The 20,378-nt window shown below is 73.4% G+C and carries 17 protein-coding genes; 15 read left to right on the top strand and 2 right to left on the bottom strand.

Translation table 11 applies throughout. The features are described from left to right. Nucleotides 1–43 precede the first annotated feature (43 nt). The 9 genes from hpnC to ACGFZP_RS11600 all read left to right on the top strand — a co-directional run bounded on the left by hpnC (nucleotide 44) and on the right by ACGFZP_RS11600 (nucleotide 11,940). Nucleotides 44–1,033: a squalene synthase HpnC gene (gene hpnC, locus ACGFZP_RS11640; protein ID WP_392932214.1), complete on the top strand. Its 990-nt coding sequence runs from the start codon at nucleotides 44–46 to the stop codon at nucleotides 1,031–1,033. 41 nt (nucleotides 1,034–1,074) lie between these two features. Then, nucleotides 1,075–1,932: a presqualene diphosphate synthase HpnD gene (gene hpnD, locus ACGFZP_RS11635; protein WP_392932212.1), complete on the top strand. Its 858-nt coding sequence runs from the start codon at nucleotides 1,075–1,077 to the stop codon at nucleotides 1,930–1,932. Between the two features lie 148 nt (nucleotides 1,933–2,080). Further along, nucleotides 2,081–3,514, top strand: coding sequence for a hydroxysqualene dehydroxylase HpnE (gene hpnE / locus ACGFZP_RS11630; RefSeq protein ID WP_392931141.1), 1,434 nt, complete (start codon nucleotides 2,081–2,083; stop codon nucleotides 3,512–3,514). Between the two features lie 128 nt (nucleotides 3,515–3,642). Next, nucleotides 3,643–4,731: a polyprenyl synthetase family protein gene (locus ACGFZP_RS11625; protein ID WP_392931139.1), complete on the top strand. Its 1,089-nt coding sequence runs from the start codon at nucleotides 3,643–3,645 to the stop codon at nucleotides 4,729–4,731. A 7-nt stretch (nucleotides 4,732–4,738) separates the two neighbouring features. Next, nucleotides 4,739–6,829: a squalene--hopene cyclase gene (gene shc, locus ACGFZP_RS11620; protein WP_392931138.1), complete on the top strand. Its 2,091-nt coding sequence runs from the start codon at nucleotides 4,739–4,741 to the stop codon at nucleotides 6,827–6,829. Then, nucleotides 6,826–7,512, top strand: a complete 687-nt coding sequence (locus ACGFZP_RS11615; protein WP_392931136.1) for a 1-hydroxy-2-methyl-2-butenyl 4-diphosphate reductase — start codon at nucleotides 6,826–6,828, stop codon at nucleotides 7,510–7,512. The genes shc and ACGFZP_RS11615 overlap by 4 nt, the downstream gene beginning before the upstream one ends. A 2-nt stretch (nucleotides 7,513–7,514) precedes the next feature. Beyond that, nucleotides 7,515–8,540, top strand: a complete 1,026-nt coding sequence (gene hpnH, locus ACGFZP_RS11610; RefSeq protein ID WP_392931134.1) for an adenosyl-hopene transferase HpnH — start codon at nucleotides 7,515–7,517, stop codon at nucleotides 8,538–8,540. A gap of 93 nt (nucleotides 8,541–8,633) precedes the next feature. Next, on the top strand, nucleotides 8,634–10,544 hold the full coding sequence (gene dxs / locus ACGFZP_RS11605; protein ID WP_392931133.1) for a 1-deoxy-D-xylulose-5-phosphate synthase: 1,911 nt from the start codon (nucleotides 8,634–8,636) through the stop codon (nucleotides 10,542–10,544). Further along, complete coding sequence (locus ACGFZP_RS11600; RefSeq protein WP_392931131.1) at nucleotides 10,534–11,940, top strand: aspartate aminotransferase family protein; 1,407 nt, start codon at nucleotides 10,534–10,536, stop codon at nucleotides 11,938–11,940. The genes dxs and ACGFZP_RS11600 overlap by 11 nt, the downstream gene beginning before the upstream one ends. A 69-nt stretch (nucleotides 11,941–12,009) precedes the next feature. On the opposite strand, the gene ACGFZP_RS11595 is transcribed toward ACGFZP_RS11600, so the two are convergent. Beyond that, a complete protein-coding gene (locus tag ACGFZP_RS11595; protein WP_392931129.1) occupies nucleotides 12,010–12,282 on the bottom strand; it encodes a DUF6343 family protein in 273 nt (90 codons plus the stop codon). A gap of 73 nt (nucleotides 12,283–12,355) precedes the next feature. Here ACGFZP_RS11595 and ACGFZP_RS11590 point away from each other — a divergent pair, with 73 nt between their 5' ends. Continuing rightward, nucleotides 12,356–12,544 carry an I78 family peptidase inhibitor gene (locus ACGFZP_RS11590; RefSeq protein ID WP_387946169.1) on the top strand — a complete coding sequence of 63 codons (189 nt, stop codon included), beginning with the start codon at nucleotides 12,356–12,358 and terminating at the stop codon, nucleotides 12,542–12,544. Nucleotides 12,545–12,807: 263 nt separating this feature from the next. Here ACGFZP_RS11590 and fabG read toward each other — a convergent pair whose 3' ends face one another. Continuing rightward, a complete protein-coding gene (gene fabG, locus ACGFZP_RS11585) occupies nucleotides 12,808–13,575 on the bottom strand; it encodes a 3-oxoacyl-ACP reductase FabG (protein WP_392931126.1) in 768 nt (255 codons plus the stop codon). 358 nt (nucleotides 13,576–13,933) lie between these two features. Here fabG and ACGFZP_RS11580 point away from each other — a divergent pair, with 358 nt between their 5' ends. The 5 genes from ACGFZP_RS11580 to ACGFZP_RS11560 all read left to right on the top strand — a co-directional run bounded on the left by ACGFZP_RS11580 (nucleotide 13,934) and on the right by ACGFZP_RS11560 (nucleotide 20,377). Continuing rightward, nucleotides 13,934–14,830, top strand: a complete 897-nt coding sequence (locus ACGFZP_RS11580; protein ID WP_392931124.1) for a MarR family winged helix-turn-helix transcriptional regulator — start codon at nucleotides 13,934–13,936, stop codon at nucleotides 14,828–14,830. Nucleotides 14,831–15,600: 770 nt separating this feature from the next. Beyond that, on the top strand, nucleotides 15,601–17,373 hold the full coding sequence (locus tag ACGFZP_RS11575; RefSeq protein ID WP_392931122.1) for an ABC transporter transmembrane domain-containing protein: 1,773 nt from the start codon (nucleotides 15,601–15,603) through the stop codon (nucleotides 17,371–17,373). Between the two features lie 79 nt (nucleotides 17,374–17,452). Beyond that, on the top strand, nucleotides 17,453–19,225 hold the full coding sequence (locus ACGFZP_RS11570) for an ABC transporter ATP-binding protein (RefSeq protein WP_392931120.1): 1,773 nt from the start codon (nucleotides 17,453–17,455) through the stop codon (nucleotides 19,223–19,225). Between the two features lie 130 nt (nucleotides 19,226–19,355). Next, nucleotides 19,356–19,601 (top strand): LapA family protein, encoded by a 246-nt coding sequence (locus ACGFZP_RS11565; protein WP_392931118.1) that lies wholly within the window; start codon nucleotides 19,356–19,358, stop codon nucleotides 19,599–19,601. 47 nt (nucleotides 19,602–19,648) lie between these two features. Next, nucleotides 19,649–20,377 carry an amino acid ABC transporter ATP-binding protein gene (locus ACGFZP_RS11560; RefSeq protein ID WP_392932211.1) on the top strand — a complete coding sequence of 243 codons (729 nt, stop codon included), beginning with the start codon at nucleotides 19,649–19,651 and terminating at the stop codon, nucleotides 20,375–20,377. The last annotated feature ends 1 nt before the right edge of the window (nucleotide 20,378 follow it).

Below are 20,378 nucleotides of genomic sequence, written 5' to 3'. Positions count from 1 at the left end.
GGGTCGGCGGCTCAGAGCGGTGTAGAACGGGGGAGTGACAGCAGTGTCGGCTTCGGCCCAGCCCAGTAGTGAGTCAGCAGAGCGTTCGGCGGATGGGACGCTGCACAAGGCGGACGCGGAGAACTTCCCGGTCGCCCCGTTCTTCCTGCCCGCCGCCTGGCGCGGCGACCTGATGGCGGTCTACGGCTTCGCCCGGCTGGTGGACGACTCCGGCGACGGCGACCTCGCCGACCCGGCCGGCACCGCCCGCCTGCTCGGCGTCGAGACGGCGCCCCCGACGCCCGCCGCCACCCCTTCGGCCCAGCCGGGCCCGCCCGGTCCGGCGGAGGTCGCGTTCCGGCTCGCGCTGCTCGACGGGCTGGAACAGGACCTCGACCGCGTCTTCGAGTCGGCCCTGCACCCCGCCGCCGCCGAGGCCCCCCGCCACCCGCTGATGCGCGCCCTCGTCCCGCTGGTCGACCGGCACGGGCTGACCCCGGAGCCGTTCCGCCGACTGATCGAGGCCAACCGGGTGGACCAGACCACCACCCGGTACGCCCGCTACGAGGACCTGATCGGCTACTGCACGCTCTCCGCCGACCCGGTCGGCCGCCTGGTGCTGTCCATCGCCGGCGTCTCCACCCCCGAGCGGATCGAGCTCTCCGACGCCGTCTGCAGCGCCCTCCAGGTGGTGGAACACCTCCAGGACGTCGCCGAGGACCTGGCCTGCGGCCGGATCTACCTCCCGGCCGAGGACCTGGCCCGCTTCGGCGTCACCGAGGAGGACCTCGCCGCCCCCGTCGCCGGCGCCGCCGTGCGCGAGCTGGTCGCCTTCGAGGTCGCCCGGGCCCGCACCCTGCTCGACCGGGGTGCGCCATTGGTAGGTACGGTTCGGGGGAGGCTTCGACTGCTCCTGGCGGGATTCACCGCAGGCGGCTACGCGGCCCTGGCGGCCATCGAGGCCGCCGGGTACGACGTGCTCGCCCAGCAGACGAAGCCTGACAAGCGCCGCCTCGCAGCGAAGGCGGCGGCCATCTTCGCGAAGGGAAGGTGAACGCCCGAGTGGCGGCATCACCACTGGCGTCGGCGCAGGTCATGGCGGCGTACCGGTACTGCGAGGCAGTGACCGGCCTGCAGGCCCGCAACTTCAGCTACGGCATCCGTCTGCTGCCCGAGCCGAAGCGGCTGGCCATGTCGGCCCTGTACGCCCTGGCCCGCCGGGTCGACGACATCGGCGACGGCGAGCTCCCCGCCGACCGCAAGGCCGAGGCCCTGCTGCGCACCCGCGAACTCCTCGACGAGATCCGCAGGGGCGTGGTCGCCGAGGACGACACCGACCCGATCAAGGTCGCCCTGGCGGACGCCGCCCGGCGCTTCCCGATCCCGCTCGGCGGCTTCGACGAGCTGATCGACGGCGTCGAGATGGACCTCAAGGGCGCCGAGTACCAGACGTACGAGGAGCTCAAGGTCTACTGCCGCTGCGTGGCGGGCGCGATCGGCCGCCTCTCGCTCGGCGTGTACGGCTGCGACGACCCGGAGCGCGGCGCGCAGTACGCCGACACCCTGGGCCTGGCGCTGCAGCTCACCAACATCCTGCGCGACCTGCGTGAGGACGCCCTGAACGGCCGCACCTACCTGCCCACCGAGGACCTGGTCCGGTTCGGCTGCGAGCAGGGCTTCGCGCTGCCCAGGCCGCCGGTCGGCGCGGACTTCACCGGACTGGTGTCCTTCGAGGCCGCCCGGGCCCAGGCCGCCTTCGAGGAGGGCCTGCGGCTGCTGCCGATGCTCGACCGGCGCAGCCGGGCCTGCACCGCGGCGATGGCCGGCATCTACCACCGGCTGCTCGGCCGGATCGCCGCCGACCCGGAGTCGGTCCTGCGCGGCCGGGTCTCGCTGCCGGGCTGGGAGAAGGCGTATGTCGCGCTTTCCGGGCTCGCCGGGGGGCGTTCTTGATTCTCGCCGCAGTTCTGTCACGCTGTGTCAGCGGGGAATCACTGATGGGTGGGGCCGTGTCGACCACGCCGGTGGGGACCACGACCCTGCCGACCACGAGTGCGCCGGCCCCGAGCGGGCCCGGCGCCGGATGCGAGGGGGAGGGCCGATGACCGGGCGAGCCGATGCCGCGCGCCCGGCCGCCGTCGTGGTCGGCGGCGGCCTGGCCGGGATCACCGCCGCGCTGCGGCTGGCCGAGGCCGACCACCGGGTCACCCTGGTCGAGGGCCGCCCGCGACTGGGCGGGCTGGCGTTCTCCTTCCAGCGCGGCGAGCTGACCGTCGACAACGGCCAGCACGTCTACCTGCGCTGCTGCACCGCCTACCGGGGCCTGATCGAGCGGCTCGGCGCGAACCGCCTGGTCCACCTCCAGGACCGGCTGGACGTCCCCGTGCTCGGCGTCTCCGGACCCTCGGGCGCCCCCGTGCGCACCTTGGGCCGGCTGCGCAGGGCCGCCCTGCCCGTCCCGCTGCACCTGGCCGGCAGCCTGGCCCGCTACCCGCACCTCGGCCCGGCCGACCGGGCCCGGGTGGTGCGCGGCGCCCTCGCCCTGCAGGGCCTGGACCTCGCCGACCCGGCGCTGGACGCCGTCTCGTTCGGTGACTGGCTGCGCCGCAACGGCCAGAACGAGCGGACCCTCGCCGCCATGTGGGACCTCGTCGGCGTCGCCACCCTGAACGCCCGGGCCGACCAGGTGTCGCTGGCGCTGGCCGCGATGGTCTTCAAGACCGGACTGCTCTCCGACGCGGGCGCCTCCGACATCGGCATGGCCGCCGTCCCGCTCGGGGCGATCCACCACGACGCCGCGCTCGCCGAGCTGGAGCGCGCCGGCGTCAAGGTACGGCTGCGGGCCCGGGCGGCGGAGCTCAAGCCCGGCGCGCCGCAGCACGCCGTCCGCCTGGAGGGCGGCGAGCTGCTCAGCGCCGACACCGTGGTGCTGGCCGGCGCCCAGGACGCCGCCGCCGCGCTGCTGCCGCCCGAGGCCATCGACGGACAGCACCGGCTCACGGAGTTCGGCACCGCGCCGATCCTCAACGTCCACGTGGTCTACGACCGCAAGGTGCTGCGCCGCCCGTTCTTCGCCGCACTCGGCTCGCCGGTGCAGTGGGTCTTCGACCGCACCGGGCACTCCGGGCTGGCCGGGACGGACCTCGGCCGGTCCCACCCCGGCGCCCAGTACCTGGCGCTGTCCCAGTCCGCCGTGGAGAGCGAGATCGAACTCCCGGTCGCCGAGCTGCGCCGCCGCTACCTGCCGGAGCTGGCCCGCCTGCTCCCGGCTGCCGGCGGCGCCGAGGTGCTGGACTTCTTCGTCACCCGCGAGCGCACCGCCACCTTCGATCCGGCCCCCGGCTCGGCCGCGCTGCGTCCGCAGGCCCGTACGAAGGTCCCCGGCCTGCTGCTGGCCGGCTCGTGGACCGCCACCGGCTGGCCCGCGACCATGGAGGGCGCCGTGCGCAGTGGCCACGCCGCCGCCGACGCCGCCCTCGCCGGCCTCGGCACCCGCCGTCCGGTGGACCGGGGCGACGGGAGGTGGCCCAGGTGACGCAGGGCCCCGCCGCCGGTGACCCCGGCGACCCCGCGAGATCCGGTGGCCGCGCCGCCGGCCCCATCGATATCGCAACCGCCCGGCCGCCGAGTGCGGCCCGGCACCACCAGGGAGAGGGAACGTACGTGGAGTCACGCACCGGCACTGCCGTCGGAGGCACGGCACACGCCGAACCGGTCTCGGTGCCGGAGCTGCTCGCCCGTAGCCGCGCGCTCTGCACCCCGCCGCTGAAGGCCACCGTCGCCCGTTTGGCGGCACCGATGGACACCGTCGCCGCCTACCACTTCGGCTGGATCGACCGGGACGGCACGCCGTCCGCGGGGGACGGCGGCAAGGCCGTCCGGCCCGCTCTGGCGCTGCTCTCCGCCCAGGTGACTGGTGCCCCGGCGGAGGCCGGGGTGCCGGGTGGGGTCTCCGTTGAACTGGTGCACAACTTCTCGCTGCTCCATGATGATCTGATGGACGGTGACGAGACCAGACGCCACCGGGCCACCGCGTGGACGGTCTTCGGTCCGGCCCAGGCGATCCTGGTCGGCGACGCCCTGGCGACGCTCGGTACGGAGGTGCTGCTCGATGCTGCCGTGACCGGTGGCGCGAGCGCCGTCGACGCCGCGCGGGCCGTCCGTCTGCTCACCACCGCCACCCGGCGCCTCATCGACGGCCAGGCCATGGACGTCGCCTTCGAACAGCGCGACACCGTGACGGTCGCCGAATGCCTGGAGATGGAGGGCGGCAAGACCGGCGCGCTGCTCGCCGCCGCCTCGGCGGTCGGCGCCGTCCTGACCGGCGCCGACGACCGGGTGTCCGACGCCCTCCAGCGCTACGGCCACCACCTCGGCCTGGCCTTCCAGGCGGTCGACGACCTACTCGGCATCTGGGGTGCCACCGAGGTCACCGGCAAGCCGCACTGGGGGGACCTGCGCCAGCGCAAGAAGTCCCTGCCGGTCGCCGCGGCGCTCGCCGAGGGCGGCGCGGCCTCGCGCCGGCTCGCCGACCAGCTGGCCGACCCGAAGGGGCGCGGCGAGGAGGGCGAGCCCGAGCTCGCCGCCCGCGCCGCCCTGATCGAGGACGCCGGCGGCCGGGCCTGGACCCAGGAGGAGGCCCGCCGCCAGCACAGGACTGCCCTCGCCGCCCTGGACGAGGTGCCCATGCCCGACGGGGTGCGCGAGCACTTCGTCGCACTCGCCGAATTCGTGGTGGTACGAGAGAGGTGACGTTACGTTGACAGCAACCGCGGACGGCCGGCTCGACCCTGAGTACGATTCCGAGCCGGTCGCGGTGGGCGACCGCCCCCCGGCCCTGCCGAGTGCCGGGCGGTGGCAGCCCGAAGGGTCCGAACCGCTCCGGCCTGACGGCCGGGACCAACAGCAGTCCGGGCCCGCCTCCGCCGAGGAGGCGCTGGCCCGCGCCACCACCCATCTGCTCTCGCTACAGAGCTCGGAGGGCTGGTGGAAGGGTGACCTGGAGACCAACGTCACCATGGACGCCGAGGACCTCCTGCTGCGGCAGTTCCTCGGGATCCGAACGGAGGAGCAGACCAAGGCCACCGCCGAGTGGATCCGCTCCCAGCAGCGCGAGGACGGCACCTGGTCCACCTTCCACGGCGGACCGCCCGAGCTGTCCACCACCGTCGAGGCGTACGTCGCCCTCAAGCTCGCGGGCGACGACCCGGGCGCCCCGCACATGCTCGCCGCCGCGCGCTACGTACGGTCCGCCGGTGGGATCGCGGCCGCCCGGGTGTTCACCCGGATCTGGCTCGCGCTCTTCGGCTGGTGGCCCTGGGCGCGGTTGCCCGAGATGCCACCGGAGATCATCTTCCTGCCCAAGTGGCTCCCGCTGAACATCTACGCCTTCGGCTGCTGGGCCCGGCAGACCATCGTGCCGCTGACCGTCGTCTCGGCCCACCGCCCCGTCCGCCCCGCGCCCTTCCCGCTCACCGAGCTGCACACCGACCCGGAGAACCCCTTCCCCGAGCGCCCGCTCGCGCCGGCCACCACCTGGGACGGCATCTTCGAGCGCCTCGACAAGGTGCTGCACGCCTACCACCGCCGCGCGCTGCGCCCGCTGCGCCGGCTGGCCGTGTCCCAGGCCTGCCGCTGGATCGTCGAACGGCAGGAGGCGGACGGCTGCTGGGGCGGCATCCAGCCCCCCGCCGTCTACTCGCTGATCGCCCTGCACCTGGAGGGCTACGAGCTGGAGCACCCGGTCGTGCAGGCCGGGCTGACCGCCTTCGACCGCTTCACCGTGCACACCGAGGACGGCCGGCGCTGGCTGGAGGCCTGCCAGTCCCCGGTCTGGGACACCTGCCTGGCCACCATCGCGCTGGTCGACGCCGGTCTGCCGGCCGACCACCCGGCGCTGGTCTCCGCCGTCGACTGGATGCTGGGCGAGGAGATCACCCGGCGCGGCGACTGGTCCGTCCAGCGCCCCTCGCTCGCCCCCGGCGGCTGGGCCTTCGAGTTCGAGAACGACACCTACCCCGACATCGACGACACCGCCGAGGTGGTGCTCGCACTGCGCCGGGTCGTCCACCCCGACCCGGCCAAGGTGGCCGGCGCGGTCGACCGGGGCGTCGGCTGGAACCTCGGGATGCAGTCCAAGAACGGCGCCTGGGGCGCGTTCGACGTCGACAACACCAGCACCCTGCCGAACAAGCTGCCGTTCTGCGACTTCGGCGAGGTGGTCGACCCGCCGTCCGCCGATGTCACCGCCCACGTGGTGGAGATGCTCGCCGAGGTCGGCAAGGGCCGGGACCCGCGGACCAGGCGGGGCGTGGAGTGGCTGCTGCGCAACCAGGAGGCCGACGGCTCCTGGTTCGGCCGCTGGGGCACCAACTACATCTACGGCACCGGCTCGGTGCTGCCCGCCCTGGTCGCGGCCGGGGTCCCGGAGGGGCATCCGGCGATCCGCCGCGCCGTCCGCTGGCTGGAGGACCGGCAGAACGCCGACGGCGGCTGGGGCGAGGACATGCGCTCCTACGAGGACCCGGCCCGCTGGGCCGGGCGCGGTGACTCCACCGCCTCGCAGACCGCCTGGGCGCTGATGGCGCTGCTCTCGGTCGGCGAGGGCCCGGACGGCCGGGCCAACCCGGCCGTCGAGGGCGGCGTCGACTGGCTGGTCCGCACCCAGCTGCCGGAGGGCACCTGGGACGAACCACAGTTCACCGGCACCGGCTTCCCCTGGGACTTCTCCATCAACTACCACCTCTACCGCCTGGTCTTCCCGGTCACCGCGCTCGGCCGGTACCTGCACGGCAGCCCCGCCACCGGCCGGGAGACCACCGGCACCCCGGCGATCGGGGCGGCCCGGTGACCACCGCCCCGCTCCTGGTGCTCTGCGCGCTGGGCCCCGAGGTCTGGGCCCTGCGCGGCGGGGACTGGCGCGGCCCGGTCGGCGGCCCGCCGGTGCTGGTCCGGACCGGGGTGGGCCGGCGGCGGGCCGCACACACCGTCAGACGGCTGCTCGGTTCGGCCCCCGGCGGCTACGGCGCCGTCGTGGTGGCCGGCTTCGGGGCCGCCGTGGCGCCGGGCATGGCCCCCGGCGACGTGATCGTCGCCAACGGGGTGCGCGATGCCGAAGGCCACCTCTTCGCGATCGACTCCGGTCCGGACCTCACCCGGGCGCTCAAGGTGCGCGGCCTGACCGTCCACACCGGAGTGCACCACACCGCCGACCACGTGGTGCGCGGCCTGGAGCGGCGCGCACTGCACCTGCAGGGCGCGCTGGCCGTCGACATGGAGGCCGCGGCCGTGCTGGCGACCCTGAAGGAGCTGCGCCCGGCGCTGCCCGCGGCCGTCCTGCGGGTGGTCGTCGACACCCCGGAGCGGGAGCTGTTCCGCCCCGGCACCCTGCCCGCCGGCGTCCGCGCCTGGCGGACCCTGCGGGCGACCGTGCCCGCCCTGGTCGCCTGGTACCAGGAGAGCCGCCCGGCGGATCCGCAGCCGGACACCATCCACCACCCCACACCCTCGACGCTCCCCCAGGAGGCGAGCTAGCCATGGCCATGCCGTTGCGCCAAACCGTGCGGGTCGGCACCTACCTCATGCAGCAGAAGCTCAAGCGGCGGGACAAGTTCCCGCTGATCGTCGAGCTGGAACCGCTGTTCGCCTGCAACCTCGCCTGTGAGGGATGCGGCAAGATCCAGCACCCGGCCGGGGTGCTGAAGCAGCGGATGCCGGTGGCGCAGGCGGTCGGCGCGGTACTGGAGTCGGGCGCCCCGATGGTCTCGATCGCGGGCGGCGAACCGCTGATGCACCCGCAGATCGACGAGATCGTGCGGCAGCTGGTCGAGCGCCGCAAGTACGTCTTCCTCTGCACCAACGCGCTGCTGCTGCGCAAGAAGCTGGACAGGTTCAAGCCCTCGCCGTACTTCACCTTCACCGTGCACATCGACGGGCTGCGCGAGCGGCACGACGAGTCGGTCGCCAAGGAGGGCACCTTCGACGAGGCCGTGGCGGCGATCAAGGAGGCCCAGCGGCGGGGCTTCCGGGTCACCACCAACAGCACCTTCTTCAACACCGACACCCCGCAGACCATCATCGACGTGCTGGACTACCTCAACGACGACCTGAAGGTCGAGGAGATGATGATCTCCCCGGCGTTCGCCTACGAGAAGGCCCCCGACCAGGAGCACTTCCTCGGCGTCGAACAGACCAGGGAGCTGTTCCGCAAGACCTTCGCCGGCGGCAACCGGCGGCGCTGGCGGCTCAACCACAGCCCGCTCTTCCTGGACTTCCTGGAGGGCAAGGTCGACTTCGAGTGCACCGCCTGGGGCATCCCCAACTACTCGCTGTTCGGCTGGCAGCGCCCCTGCTACCTGATGTCCGACGGCTACGTCCCCACCTACCGCGAGCTGATCGAGAAGACCGACTGGGACAAGTACGGCCGCGGCAAGGACCCGCGCTGCGCCAACTGCATGGCGCACTGCGGCTACGAGCCGACCGCCGTCCTCGCCACCATGGGCTCGCTCAAGGAGTCGCTGCGCGCCGTCACCGAGACGATCAGCTCCAACCGCGGCCACTGACCGCACCACGCCCGGCACGGGAGGCGTCTCCCGTGCCGGGCGACCCCGCCACAGGGGGGGCCATCGCACTGCTCCGAGTCGTGAGGTGAACGCATGTCACTGCTCTCCAGCGTCAAGTCCCCGGCCGACCTGCGGAAGATTCCGGCCGCCGACCTCCCGCTCCTCGCCGACGAGATCCGCGGCTTCCTGATCGACGCGGTCACCAGGACCGGCGGCCACCTCGGCCCGAACCTCGGCGTGGTCGAACTGACCATCGCACTGCACCGGGTGTTCGACTCCCCCTATGACCGCATCGTCTGGGACACCGGCCACCAGAGCTACGTCCACAAACTGCTCACCGGTCGCCAGGACTTCTCGAAACTGCGGGTCAGGGGCGGCCTCTCCGGCTATCCCTCGCGCGCCGAGTCCGAACACGACCTGGTCGAGAACTCGCACGCCTCGACCGCCCTGTCCTACGCCGACGGGCTCGCCAAGGCCGCCCAGCTGCTCGGCCAGCACGACCGGCAGACCGTCGCGGTGATCGGCGACGGCGCGCTCACCGGCGGCCTCGCCTGGGAGGCCCTCAACAACATCGCCGAGGCCCGCGAACGCCCCCTGGTCATCGTCGTCAACGACAACGAGCGCTCCTACGCCAGGACCGTCGGCGGCCTCGCCAACCACCTCGCCACGCTGCGCACCACCCAGGGCTACGAGCGGTTCCTCGCCCTCGGCAAGGGGGCCCTGCAGCGCACCCCGCTGGTCGGCCAGCCGATTTTCGACGCACTGCACGGCGCCAAGAAGGGCTTCAAGGACGCCTTCGCCCCGCAGGGCATGTTCGAGGACCTCGGGCTGAAGTACCTCGGCCCGATCGACGGCCACGACCTCGCCGCCGTCGAGCAGGCGCTGCGCCAGGCGCGCGGCTTCGGCGGCCCGGTCATCGTGCACTGCCTGACCGTCAAGGGCCGCGGCTACCGGCCGGCCGAGCAGGACGAGGCGGACCGCTTCCACGCCGTCGGTCCGATCGACCCGTACACCTGCCTGCCCATCTCGCCCAGCGGCGGGGTCTCCTGGACCTCGGTGTTCGGCGACGAGATGGTGGCGCTCGGCGCCGACCGGCCGGACGTGGTCGCGATCACCGCCGCCATGCTCCAACCGGTCGGGCTCGCCAAGTTCGCCAAGGCCTACCCGGAGCGGACCTTCGACGTCGGCATCGCCGAGCAGCACGCCGTGACCAGTGCGGCCGGGCTGGCCACCGGCGGGCTGCACCCGGTGGTCGCGGTCTACGCGACCTTCCTGAACCGGGCGTTCGACCAGGTCCTGATGGACGTCGCCCTGCACCGCCTGGGCGTCACCTTCGTGCTGGACCGCTCCGGGGTGACCGGGCCGGACGGCGCCTCGCACAACGGCATGTGGGACATGTCGATCCTGCAGGTCGTCCCGGGCCTGCGGCTGGCCGCGCCGCGCGACGCCGACCAGCTCCGCGCCCAGCTGCGCGAGGCCGTCGACGTGCCGGACGCGCCCACCGTGGTGCGCTTCCCCAAGGCCGACATCGGGCCCGCCGTCCCGGCCGTCGAGCGGATCGGCGGGGTGGACGTGCTGCTGCGCACCGGGGAGCTGCCGGAGGTCCTGCTGGTCGCCGTCGGCACCACCGCCGCCGCCTGTCTGGACGCGGCCGCGCTGCTGCTCGCCGAGGGGTTCACCGCGACCGTGGTCGACCCGCGCTGGGTCAAGCCGGTGGACGCGGCGCTGCCCGTGCTGGCCGCCGGGCACCGGCTGGTCGTCACCGTGGAGGACAACGGCCGCACCGGCGGCGTCGGCGCGGCGATCGCCCAGGCGCTGCGCGACGCCGGGGTGGACGTCCCGCTGCGGGTCCTCGGGCTGCCGCAGGAGTTCCTGGGCCACGGCTCCCGGGGAGAGATCCTGGAGGAGACCGGCCTCACCGGGACGGGGGTCGCCGCCCAGACCGCGGTCTTCGCCAAGCACCTGCTGCCGACCCGAGGAGTGAACCAGCGCCATGCCGGCTGAACCCGACAGCACCGAAGCCCGCTTCGACCTCGCCGCCCTGATCGCCGAACGGGGCTCCGAGCGTTACGAGTTGCACAGTCGCTACCTCAACCCGCAGCTGCCGCGGATGCTGCACACCATCGGCTTCGACCGGTACTACGAGCGCGCCGAGGGCCCGTACTTCTACGACGCCGAGGGGCACGAGTACCTCGACATGCTGGCCGGGTTCGGCATCTTCGCGCTCGGCCGCCACCACCCGGTGGTGCGGTCGGCGATCCAGCAGGTGATGGACCTCGACCTGCCCGACCTCGTCCGCTTCGACTGCTCCCCGCTGCCCGGTCTGCTGGCCGAGCGGCTGCTCTCCTACGCGCCCGGACTGGACCGGGTGTTCTTCGGGAACAGCGGGACGGAGGCGGTCGAGACGGCGCTCAAGTTCGCCCGGTACGCGACGGGGCGCAAGCGGATCCTCTACGCCGACCACGCCTTCCACGGGCTGACCACCGGGTCGCTCTCGGTCAACGGCGAGAGCGGGTTCCGCAAGGGGTTCGACCCGCTGCTGCCGGACACCGCCATCCCGCTGGGCGATCTCGGTGCGCTGGCCAAGGAGTTGAAGAAGGGCGACGTCGCGGCGCTGATCGTGGAGCCGATCCAGGGCAAGGGCGTGCAGGCCGCCCCGCCCGGCTGGCTGCGCGCGGCGCAGGAGCTGCTGCACGACCACAAGGCGCTGTTGATCTGCGACGAGGTGCAGACCGGCATCGGGCGGACCGGGGAGTTCTTCGCCTACCAGCACGAGGAGGGCGTGCTGCCCGACCTGGTCTGCGTGGCCAAGGCGCTGTCCGGCGGCTACGTGCCGGTCGGGGCGACCCTCGGCAAGGGCTGGATCTTCGAGAAGGTGTACTCCTCGATGGACCGGGTGCTGGTCCACTCGGCCAGCTTCGGCGCCAACGCCCAGGCGATGGCGGCCGGGCTGGCGACCCTGGAGGTGCTGCGGGACGAGAAGGTGGTGGAGAACGCCCGCCGGATCGGCGACCTGTTCCGGGAGCGGCTGGCCGCGCTGGTCGACGGGTACGAGCTGCTGGCCGAGGTCCGCGGCAGCGGCCTGATGATCGGCATCGAGTTCGGCCGGCCGCGCTCGCTGAAGCTGCGGACCGGCTGGACGGCGCTCCAGGCGGCCCGCAAGGGGCTGTTCGCGCAGATGGTGGTGGTGCCGCTGCTGCAGCGGCACCGGATCCTCACCCAGGTGTCCGGCGACCACCTGGAGGTGATCAAACTGATTCCCCCGCTGATCATCACCGAGCGGGACGTGGACCGGTTCATGGACGCCTTCGTCGACGTCATGGACGACGCGCACCGGGGGAGCGGTCTGATGTGGGACTTCGGACGGACCCTGGTCAAGCAGGCGGTCGGCAACCGCTGAGCCCCGCCGTGGTGCGGGTGGGGTGGGAGGCCGGCGGGGCCGGGTTCCCACCCCGTGGGAGACACCGCGTCAGAGCTCGGTCCGGCGGCGGCGGATGACGACCGCGAGATCGACCACGGCGAACAGGGTGAGAATGCCGCAGGCCACCGCGAAACCGGTGAGGGTGCCCCGGCTGGGGGCGCCGTTCTCGGGGGCGGCGGCGGCCCAGATCGCAAAGGCCGCGGTGGCGATCGCGAACAGCGGCGTGAAGGTGAGCGACAGCAGATAGCGCAGCTTCAGGTCGCTGCGGGCGGTGGCGGGCTCGGTGCCGCTGCGCCAGCGCCTCGGAGTGGTGGTGCGCACGTGTGTCCACCTCCCGCCCGTGGGGTGCGGTCTACGATTCCAGCGTACGTCCGGGCGACCAGTTGGAGGGGCGATGACGGACGCCGACGCCGAGGGCTACGCGGGGCTTCGGGTGGAACGGGCCGAGGAGCTGGCCCGCCGGCACGGCTGGGCCTCGGTGCGGGTGCTGCCGCCCGGGGCGGCGATGACCATGGACTACCGGGAGGGGCGGCTCAACCTCGCGGTGCGCGACGGGGTGGTGCAGCGCAGCTGGGAGGGGTGAGCGCGCCGGGGCGGCCCGCTGGGCGCCTGCGCGGTGATGGCGGTACCCGCCATGGCGGTGCCGTTTCGGGGGGTATTCCCATTCGCCGGGGAAATGGCATGGCGGTCGGAAGTCGGCTGGTCAGGGGCGGTTTTCCGATATCCACCGGTCGAATTTTCCGGTGGTTTTCGCACGCTGATTCGACGGGGTGCGGAAAGCGGACGGAGTGGGAAGTCAGCCGGGCCGGCTTCCCACTCCGTGGTAACCCTGGGTAGGGCGGGGGCTCAGTCGAGCGGGCCGCCGGCGACGTAGATGACCTGGCCGGACACGAAGCCGGCGCCCTCGCCGGCCAGGAACGAGATGGTGTTCGCGATGTCCTCGGGCACCCCGACCCGCTGCACCGGGATCTGCGAGGCGGCGGCGAGCTTGAAGTCCTCGAAGTCCATGCCGACCCGGGCGGCGGTGGCGGCCGTCATGTCGGTGGCGATGAACCCCGGTGCGACGGCGTTGGCGGTGATGCCGAACTTGCCCAGCTCGATGGCGAGGGTCTTGGTGAAGCCCTGCAGACCGGCCTTGGCGGCGGAGTAGTTGGCCTGGCCGCGGTTGCCCTGGGCGGAGGAGGACGACAGGTTGACCACCCGGCCGAAGCCGGCGTCCACCATGTGCTTCTGGACCGCGCGGGTCATCAGGAAGGCGCCGCGCAGGTGAACGTTCATGACCGTGTCCCAGTCGGACTCGGACATCTTGAAGAGCAGGTTGTCGCGCAGTACGCCCGCGTTGTTGACCAGGACGACCGGGGCGCCGAGTTCGGCCGCGATCCGGTCCACGGCCGCCTGGACCTGTCCGGCGTCGGAGACGTCGGCGCCGACCGCGAGGGCCCGGCCGCCGGCCGCGGTGATCTGCTCGACGGTGTCCCGGCCGGCCGCCTCGTCCAGGTCGACCACGGCGACGGCGTAGCCGTCGGCGGCGAGGCGCAGGGCGGTGGCGGCGCCGATACCGCGGGCGGCGCCGGTGACGACCGCGACCTTCTGGGCGGTGCTCTGCTCGGTCATGCTCGCTCTCGTCTCTCTCGGAGGGTGGACGGCTGAGGGTGCCATACCCTACCGGCGAGTAGGGTTCGCGGCCAGAGCAGAGAGTCGCAGGTGACCGTGGGTAAGGACCGACCGGTCGGCTTTCTCCTGCGAACGGGTTACCGCCGGTGTGGCACGGCGCGTAAATATGCCAATGTTGCCGAACCTGCGTCTACTATCCGCCCCTGCCTGCCAGCGAGGGCCTGCCGTTTGTATAGTGTCCGCCAGCAGCCACCGGCTGCACGGCTGGAGCGCCCTCCCTCATAGCGGGACGCCCACTCGCCGTTACTGCCCCACCCGGGTGTCCCACACACACCGGGTGTGACATCGGGACGGATACATGGTGCTGGGGGAGATCCCGACGACCCGCGTGTCTGCGCGACTGCAGCAGTCGCCCGGACACCTCATCCGCGTTGCACAGCAGGTTCACACCCGTCTGTGGTCCGAACATGTCGGAGCCGATCTCACGGCTCCGCAGTTCGCCGTACTGCTGGTCCTCGCCCTGGAACCGGGTGCTGACCAGCGGACGGTCGGCGAGCGTGCCTCGCTGGACAAGGCCACGATGGCCGAGATGGTCGCGCGGCTGGTCCGCCGCGGCCTGGTGCTGCGAAGGCGCGATCCGGCCGACGGCCGGCGCAAGCTGCTCGCGCTTTCGCAGAACGGCGCCCAGGCGGTGCGCGAGGCCACCGGCGGAGTGGTCCGCGTGCAGCGCACGCTCTTCGAGCCGCTCACGGCCGAGGAGCAGCTGGAAATCGTTCGCGTGATGGCCAAGATAGCCAGGCTGGAGCCCGCCGCGGTCGCCGTTCTCACCGACGCGCGACCGATGCTGGACGCCCAGCGGGCGATCGGCTACCTGATCAGGGTGAGCCAGCAGGTTCACACCAAGCTCTGGTCGGAGCACGTCGGTTCGGAGCTGACGGCGCCGCAGTACGCGGTGCTCGATGCGCTCGAACTGGAGCCGGGCGCCGATCAGCGCACGGTGGGCGAGCTCGCCTCGCTGGACAAGGCGACGATGGCCGAGATGGTCAGCCGTCTCGTCCGCCGTGGCCTGGTGCAGCGCCGGCGCGACCCCTCGGACGGGCGGCGCAACCTGCTGTCGCTCTCTCCGGCGGGCCAGGACCTGCTGCACCGCTCGGCTGCGGGCGTGGCCCAGGTCCAGCGGTTGCTGCTCTCTCCGCTGGAGGAGGAGGAACACGAGCAGGCCTTGGCGCTGATTGCCAAGGCAGGCCGGCTGTAGGCTCCGCCTTTCGAGCTCCAGCCAAAACGATTCGCCAACATACCGAAGGCCGTCGACCCGTAAGCGGGAAGGCGGCCTTCGGTGTTGACGCGGGCCTGCGGCGGCTGTGGGCGGTGGCGGGCGGGGCGCCGGGGGCCCGGGGCGGACGGCAGGCCGGAGCCGGACCGGGCGGCGAACCGGGTGGTGCCGGGGATCCTGCTCACGGGTGCCCTTCTGTTCGTCCGGACGGCCTGCTCGACGTCGGTCGGCCGTGCGCCTGGTCGCTGCCCGACCGCCGACCTGATCGTTCAGATCTGTGCTTCTTAAGGGAGTTCTCATGTAGCCAACCGGTGGCGGTCCGGATTTTGTTCCCGGCCCGATCGGGATTCTCCGCCGGCCCGCACCGGTGGGCGGGTGGACCGGGCCGCCTCCCGGGGGGCGGGGGAGCGCCGCCTGGGGGTGCCGTGCTGGTCCGGGGCGGATCCCGCGCCACGGGGGGCGTGTGGGGGGCGTGCGGGCCGGTAAAACCTGTTGCGCAGGTCACATCGGGATTGGCAGGCTCGCTGCCATGGCCTCCTGACCGACACCCCGCCAGAGCGGCTGTGACCACACCGGCCGCCCGCCGCGCCCACGCCCTCGCAGCCGCGCCACCGTGCCCGTGGTGCGACGCCCCGACACCACCCCACGCCCCGACACCACCCGACGCCGCGCCGCCGTGCCCGAGACCCGGGCCCGCGCGTGCCCGGCGCGTGCACGCGCCACCCGCCCGTACCCTCCCGCAACGGAGCGTCATGCCGCTCAAGACCCTGCCGCTGGCCGATCCCGGCAGCCCGGACCTCTCCTCACCGCTCGCCTTCCTGCGCTGGCTGCAGCGCAGCCAACGGCGCGGCCAGGTGCTCTCCACCTGCTGGGCGCTGCTGGAGATGGGCGGCCAGGCCGCCATGCCGGTACCACTCGGCCGAGGCGTCCAGGCCGCCGTCGACGGGGACGGCGCCGGCATCTGGCGGGCCGGCGCCGCCGCCCTCGCCCTCGCCGTGTTCTCCGCGGTCGGCAGCGTGATGCTGCACCGCCAGGCGGTGTGGAACTGGATCACCGCCGCCACCCAGGTGCGCCAGCTGGTGGCCGGCCAGGCCTCCCGGCTCGGCGCCGGACTCTCCCGCCGGATCGCCACCGGTGAGATCGTCGCCGTCGGCAGCGGGGACGTCGAGAAGATCGGCTGGTACGTCGAGCTGGTCGCCCGGGTCCGCGCCGCGGTGCTCGTCTGGCTGGCCGTCAGCTGCGCCGTCCTGGTGACCCAGCCGGTGCTCGGCCTCGCCGTGCTGCTCGGCGTCCCCGTGCTCGCCGCCGCCGTCTGGCCGCTGCTCGGACCGTTCGAGAGGCGCTACTCCGAGCAGCGCGCGCTCGGCGGCAAGGCCACCGAGCTGGCCGCCGACACCGTGGCCGGGCTGCGGGTGCTGCGCGGCATCGGCGGCGAGGAGCTGTTCCTGGACCGCTACCGGGCCGCCTCCCAGAAGGTCCGCGCCGCCGCCGTGCGCTCGGCCCGGCTCTGGTCGCTGATGCAGGCCCAGCAGGTGCTGCTGCCCGGACTGTTCGTGGTCGGTGTCACCTGGTACGGCGCCCATCTGACGGCCACCGGGCGGATCGGCATCGGCACCCTGGTCGCGGTCTACGGCTCCACCGCGTTCCTGGCCGCGCCGCTGCGGATCCTCGGCGAGGCCGCGCACGCCTGGAGCGTCGCCCGGGTCTCGGCCGGGCGGGCCGTCCGGGTGCTGTCGCTCAACCGGACCGACGGCACCGCCGAGGCGGAGCTGAACCGGCCCGGGCAGGGCGACCTCTACGACCCGGCCAGCGGGCTGACCGCCCGCGCGGGCCGCCTGACCGCCGTGGTCTGCGGAGACCCGGACTACGCCGGTGCGCTCGCCGAGCGGCTCGGCGGGCACGTCCCGCTGGCCGAGGGCGAGTCGGCGCAGCCCTCCGCCCGGCTCGGCGGCATCGAGCTGGACACCGTCCCGCTGGCCGAGGCCCGCGCCGCGGTGCTGGTCCACGACAAGGAGCCGATGCTGCTCTCCGGCACCCTGGCGGAGCTGCTGGACGTCCCCGCCTCCGGCCGGGTCGAGGCCGCCGACGCACTGGCCGCCGCCCGTGCCGAGGACGTCCTGGAGGCCCTGGTGGACGGCTCGCCGGACTGCGGCGGGGACGCCATGCGGGCGCGGATCACCGAGCGCGGCCGCTCGCTCTCCGGCGGCCAGCGCCAACGGCTGGCGCTGGCCCGCTCGCTGCTGGCCGACCCGCCGGTGCTCGTCCTGGACGAGCCGACCAGCGCGGTCGACGCCCACACCGAGTCCCGGATCGCGGCCGGGCTGCGCAAGAGCCGCGAGGGGCGCACCACGGTGGTCTTCGCGACCAGCCCGCTGCTGCTCGACCAGGCCGACCGGGTGGTCCTGGTCCAGGACGGCCGGGTCGCCGCGACCGGCGGCCACCGGGAGCTGATGCGCACCGAGCCCCGCTACCGCGCCGTGGTCACCCGCGACGAGGAGCCCGCCCCGGTCGGGGAGGGCGTGTGAACCACAGGACCGCACACGGGACCGCACACCGGACCGCACACCGACCCGCACGCCGGACCGCACCGTCGAGGAGTACGCCATGAAGCCCCCCGTCCACCAGGAGCAGGGGCCGACCACCACCCTGCCGGTCGGATCCCCGGCCGCCGTGCGCGCCTACCTGGGGCTGCTGGCCCGGCGCCACCGGGCCGGGTTCTCCGCGGTGGTGGCGCTGCACTCGGTGGCCACCGTGGCCGGGCTGGTCGGGCCGTGGGTGCTCGGCACCCTGGTCCAGTCGCTGGCCACGGACACCGCGGAGAGCACCATCGCGGTCGCCGTCGGCTGGTACGTGCTGGCGCTGCTGGTGCAGTCCGCCTTCACCTGGTGGTCCCGGCTGCGCGGCAGCGTCCTCGGCGAGCGGGTGCTCGCCGACCTGCGGGAGGACTTCCTGGTCCGCTCGGTCGCCCTGCCGCCCGGGGTGCTTGAGCGGGCCGGCACCGGGGACCTCGTCTCCCGGGGCACCACCGACATCGACCGGCTCGACAAGTCCGTCCGCGAGGCCGTGCCCGAGCTGGCCGTCGCGGTGGTCTCGCTGCTGCTGGTGCTGGGCGCCCTGGTGGTCACCTCGCCGCTGCTCGCGCTCACCTCGGTGGTCGGCCTGCCGCTGCTGCTGGTCAGCTCCCGCTGGTACTTCCGGCGCGCTCCGCAGTCCTACCGGAACGAGTCGGCCGGCTACGCCGCGGTGAACACCGTGCTGGCCGAGACGGTGGACGCCGGGCGGACGGTCGAGACGCTGCGCCTGGGCGACGACCGGATCCGGCTGACCGACCGCAAGCTCGGCGAGTGGCTCGGCTGGGAGCGCTACACGCTCTGGCTGCGCTCGGTCTGGTTCCCGACCATCGACGCCGCCTACACCCTGGCGGTGCTCGGCACCCTGGTGATCGGCGGGCTGTTCACCCTCCGGGGCTGGATCACCGTCGGCGAGCTGACCACCGGCGTGCTGTACGCCCAGGCGCTCACCGGCCCGGTCGACCTGATCCTGCGGTGGTACGACGAGCTGCAGGTCGGCCAGGCCTCGCTGGCCCGGCTGGTGGGGGTGCGGGAGGTGCCCGAGCACGAGGGCGACCAGGACATGCACCCGAAGGGGCGCCAGGTCGAGGCCAAGGACGTCCGGTTCGGCTACCGGGAGGGCTCCGACGTCCTGCACGGCATCAGCCTGGACGTCGCCCCCGGCAGCCGGGTCGCGCTGGTCGGGCCGTCCGGGGCCGGCAAGTCCACCCTCGGCCGGCTGCTGGCCGGGATCTACGCGCCCGGCCGGGGCACCGTCACGCTGGGCGGGGCGGCGCTGTCGCAGATGCCGGCCGAGCGGGTCCGGGCCCAGGTCGCGCTGGTCAACCAGGAGCACCACGTCTTCGTCGGCACCCTGCGGGACAACCTGCGGCTGGCCGCGCCGGACGCGGACGACACCGAGCTGCGCAGCGCGCTGGACGCGGTGGACGCCGGGGAATGGGTGGACGCGCTGGCGGAGGGCCTGGACACCGAGGTCGGCTCGGGTGGTGCCGTGCTGACCCCGCCGCAGGCGCAGCAGCTGGCGCTGGCCCGGCTGGTGCTGGCCGATCCGCACACCCTGGTGCTGGACGAGGCCACCTCGCTGCTGGACCCGAGGGCCGCCCGGCACCTGGAGCGTTCGCTCTCCCGGGTGCTGGAGGGCCGGACGGTGATCGCCATCGCGCACCGGCTGCACACCGCGCACGACGCGGACGTGATCGCCGTGGTCGAGGGCGGGCGGATCAGCGAGTACGGCAGCCACCCCGAGCTGGTGGCGGCCGGGGGCCCGTACGCGGCGCTGTGGCGCTCCTGGCGGGACGAACGGTAGGCGGGCGGCCCACCGGTGGGGAGGGCGGCGGCCCCGCGCGGGAAACCCGTGCGGGGCCGTGTTGCCCCGTGCGGGCTACTTCCGGGCGCGTAACCGGACATTACGGTCGGTAGGCCCGCAGACTGCGCGTGTGACCAAGATTTCAGACGGATCGTCCGGTTCGAAGCGCAGCGAGATCGGGGGAATCCCCACCCGGTACATCGGGATCGGCGTCATCGTCGTCCTCGCAGTGTGGTTCCTGTTCGCCAACCTCGAAAAGGTGAAGATCCAGTTCTGGGTGTTCACGGTGACCGCGCCGCTCTGGATCGCGCTGCTGGCCACCCTGGTCGCCGGGGGCGCGCTGGGCTGGCTGCTGAAGGGCCGGAGCGGGAGGTGACCGCCCCTGCCGCCCCGTCCGGCGCCGGGGCGTCCGCCTTCACGCCGCTGATCGAGCTGCGCGGCGTGAACAAGCACTTCGGCGAGCTGCACGTGCTGCAGGACATCGAGCTGACGATCGGACGCGGCGAGGTGGTCGTGGTGATCGGGCCCTCCGGCTCCGGGAAGTCCACCCTCTGCCGGGCGATCAACCGGCTGGAGCCGATCGAGGCCGGCACCATCGTGATCGACGGCCGGCCGCTGCCCGAGGAGGGCAAGGGGCTGGCCGGTCTGCGTGCGGACGTCGGGATGGTCTTCCAGTCCTTCAACCTGTTCGCGCACAAGACGGTGCTGCAGAACGTCTCGCTGGCGCAGATCAAGGTCCGCGGCCGGTCCAGGGCGGAGGCGGACGCCAAGTCCCGGGCGCTGCTGGACCGGGTGGGGCTCTCCTCGCAGGCCGACAAGTACCCGGCGCAGCTCTCCGGCGGCCAGCAGCAGCGCGTGGCGATCGCGCGGGCGCTGGCCATGGAGCCGAAGGCGCTGCTCTTCGACGAGCCGACCTCGGCCCTCGACCCCGAGATGATCAACGAGGTCCTGGACGTGATGCGCCAGCTCGCCCACGAGGGCATGACGATGGTGGTGGTCACCCACGAGATGGGGTTCGCCCGTGCCTCGGCGAACCGGGTCGTCTTCATGGCCGACGGGCGGATCGTCGAGGACCGCGCCCCCGAGGAGTTCTTCGGCGCCCCCGAGAGCGAGCGCGCCCGGGACTTCCTGTCCAAGATCCTGAAGCACTGAG

The organism is Kitasatospora sp. NPDC048239 (genome assembly GCF_043202015.1).
Lineage (GTDB): Bacteria > Actinomycetota > Actinomycetes > Streptomycetales > Streptomycetaceae > Kitasatospora.
The sequence above is the reverse complement of the archived record's forward strand: the minus strand, read 5'-3'. Positions and strand labels throughout refer to the sequence as shown.

Coding starts and splice junctions, on each gene's coding strand:
- hpnD (WP_392932212.1), top strand. CDS start 1,075: ATGGCGGCGTACCGGTACTGCGAGGCAGTGACCGGCCTGCAGGCCCGC.
- hpnE (WP_392931141.1), top strand. CDS start 2,081: ATGACCGGGCGAGCCGATGCCGCGCGCCCGGCCGCCGTCGTGGTCGGC.
- hpnH (WP_392931134.1), top strand. CDS start 7,515: ATGGCCATGCCGTTGCGCCAAACCGTGCGGGTCGGCACCTACCTCATG.
- dxs (WP_392931133.1), top strand. CDS start 8,634: ATGTCACTGCTCTCCAGCGTCAAGTCCCCGGCCGACCTGCGGAAGATT.
- ACGFZP_RS11600 (WP_392931131.1), top strand. CDS start 10,534: ATGCCGGCTGAACCCGACAGCACCGAAGCCCGCTTCGACCTCGCCGCC.
- ACGFZP_RS11590 (WP_387946169.1), top strand. CDS start 12,356: ATGACGGACGCCGACGCCGAGGGCTACGCGGGGCTTCGGGTGGAACGG.
- fabG (WP_392931126.1), bottom strand. CDS start 13,575: ATGACCGAGCAGAGCACCGCCCAGAAGGTCGCGGTCGTCACCGGCGCC.
- ACGFZP_RS11580 (WP_392931124.1), top strand. CDS start 13,934: ATGGTGCTGGGGGAGATCCCGACGACCCGCGTGTCTGCGCGACTGCAG.
- ACGFZP_RS11575 (WP_392931122.1), top strand. CDS start 15,601: ATGCCGCTCAAGACCCTGCCGCTGGCCGATCCCGGCAGCCCGGACCTC.
- ACGFZP_RS11570 (WP_392931120.1), top strand. CDS start 17,453: ATGAAGCCCCCCGTCCACCAGGAGCAGGGGCCGACCACCACCCTGCCG.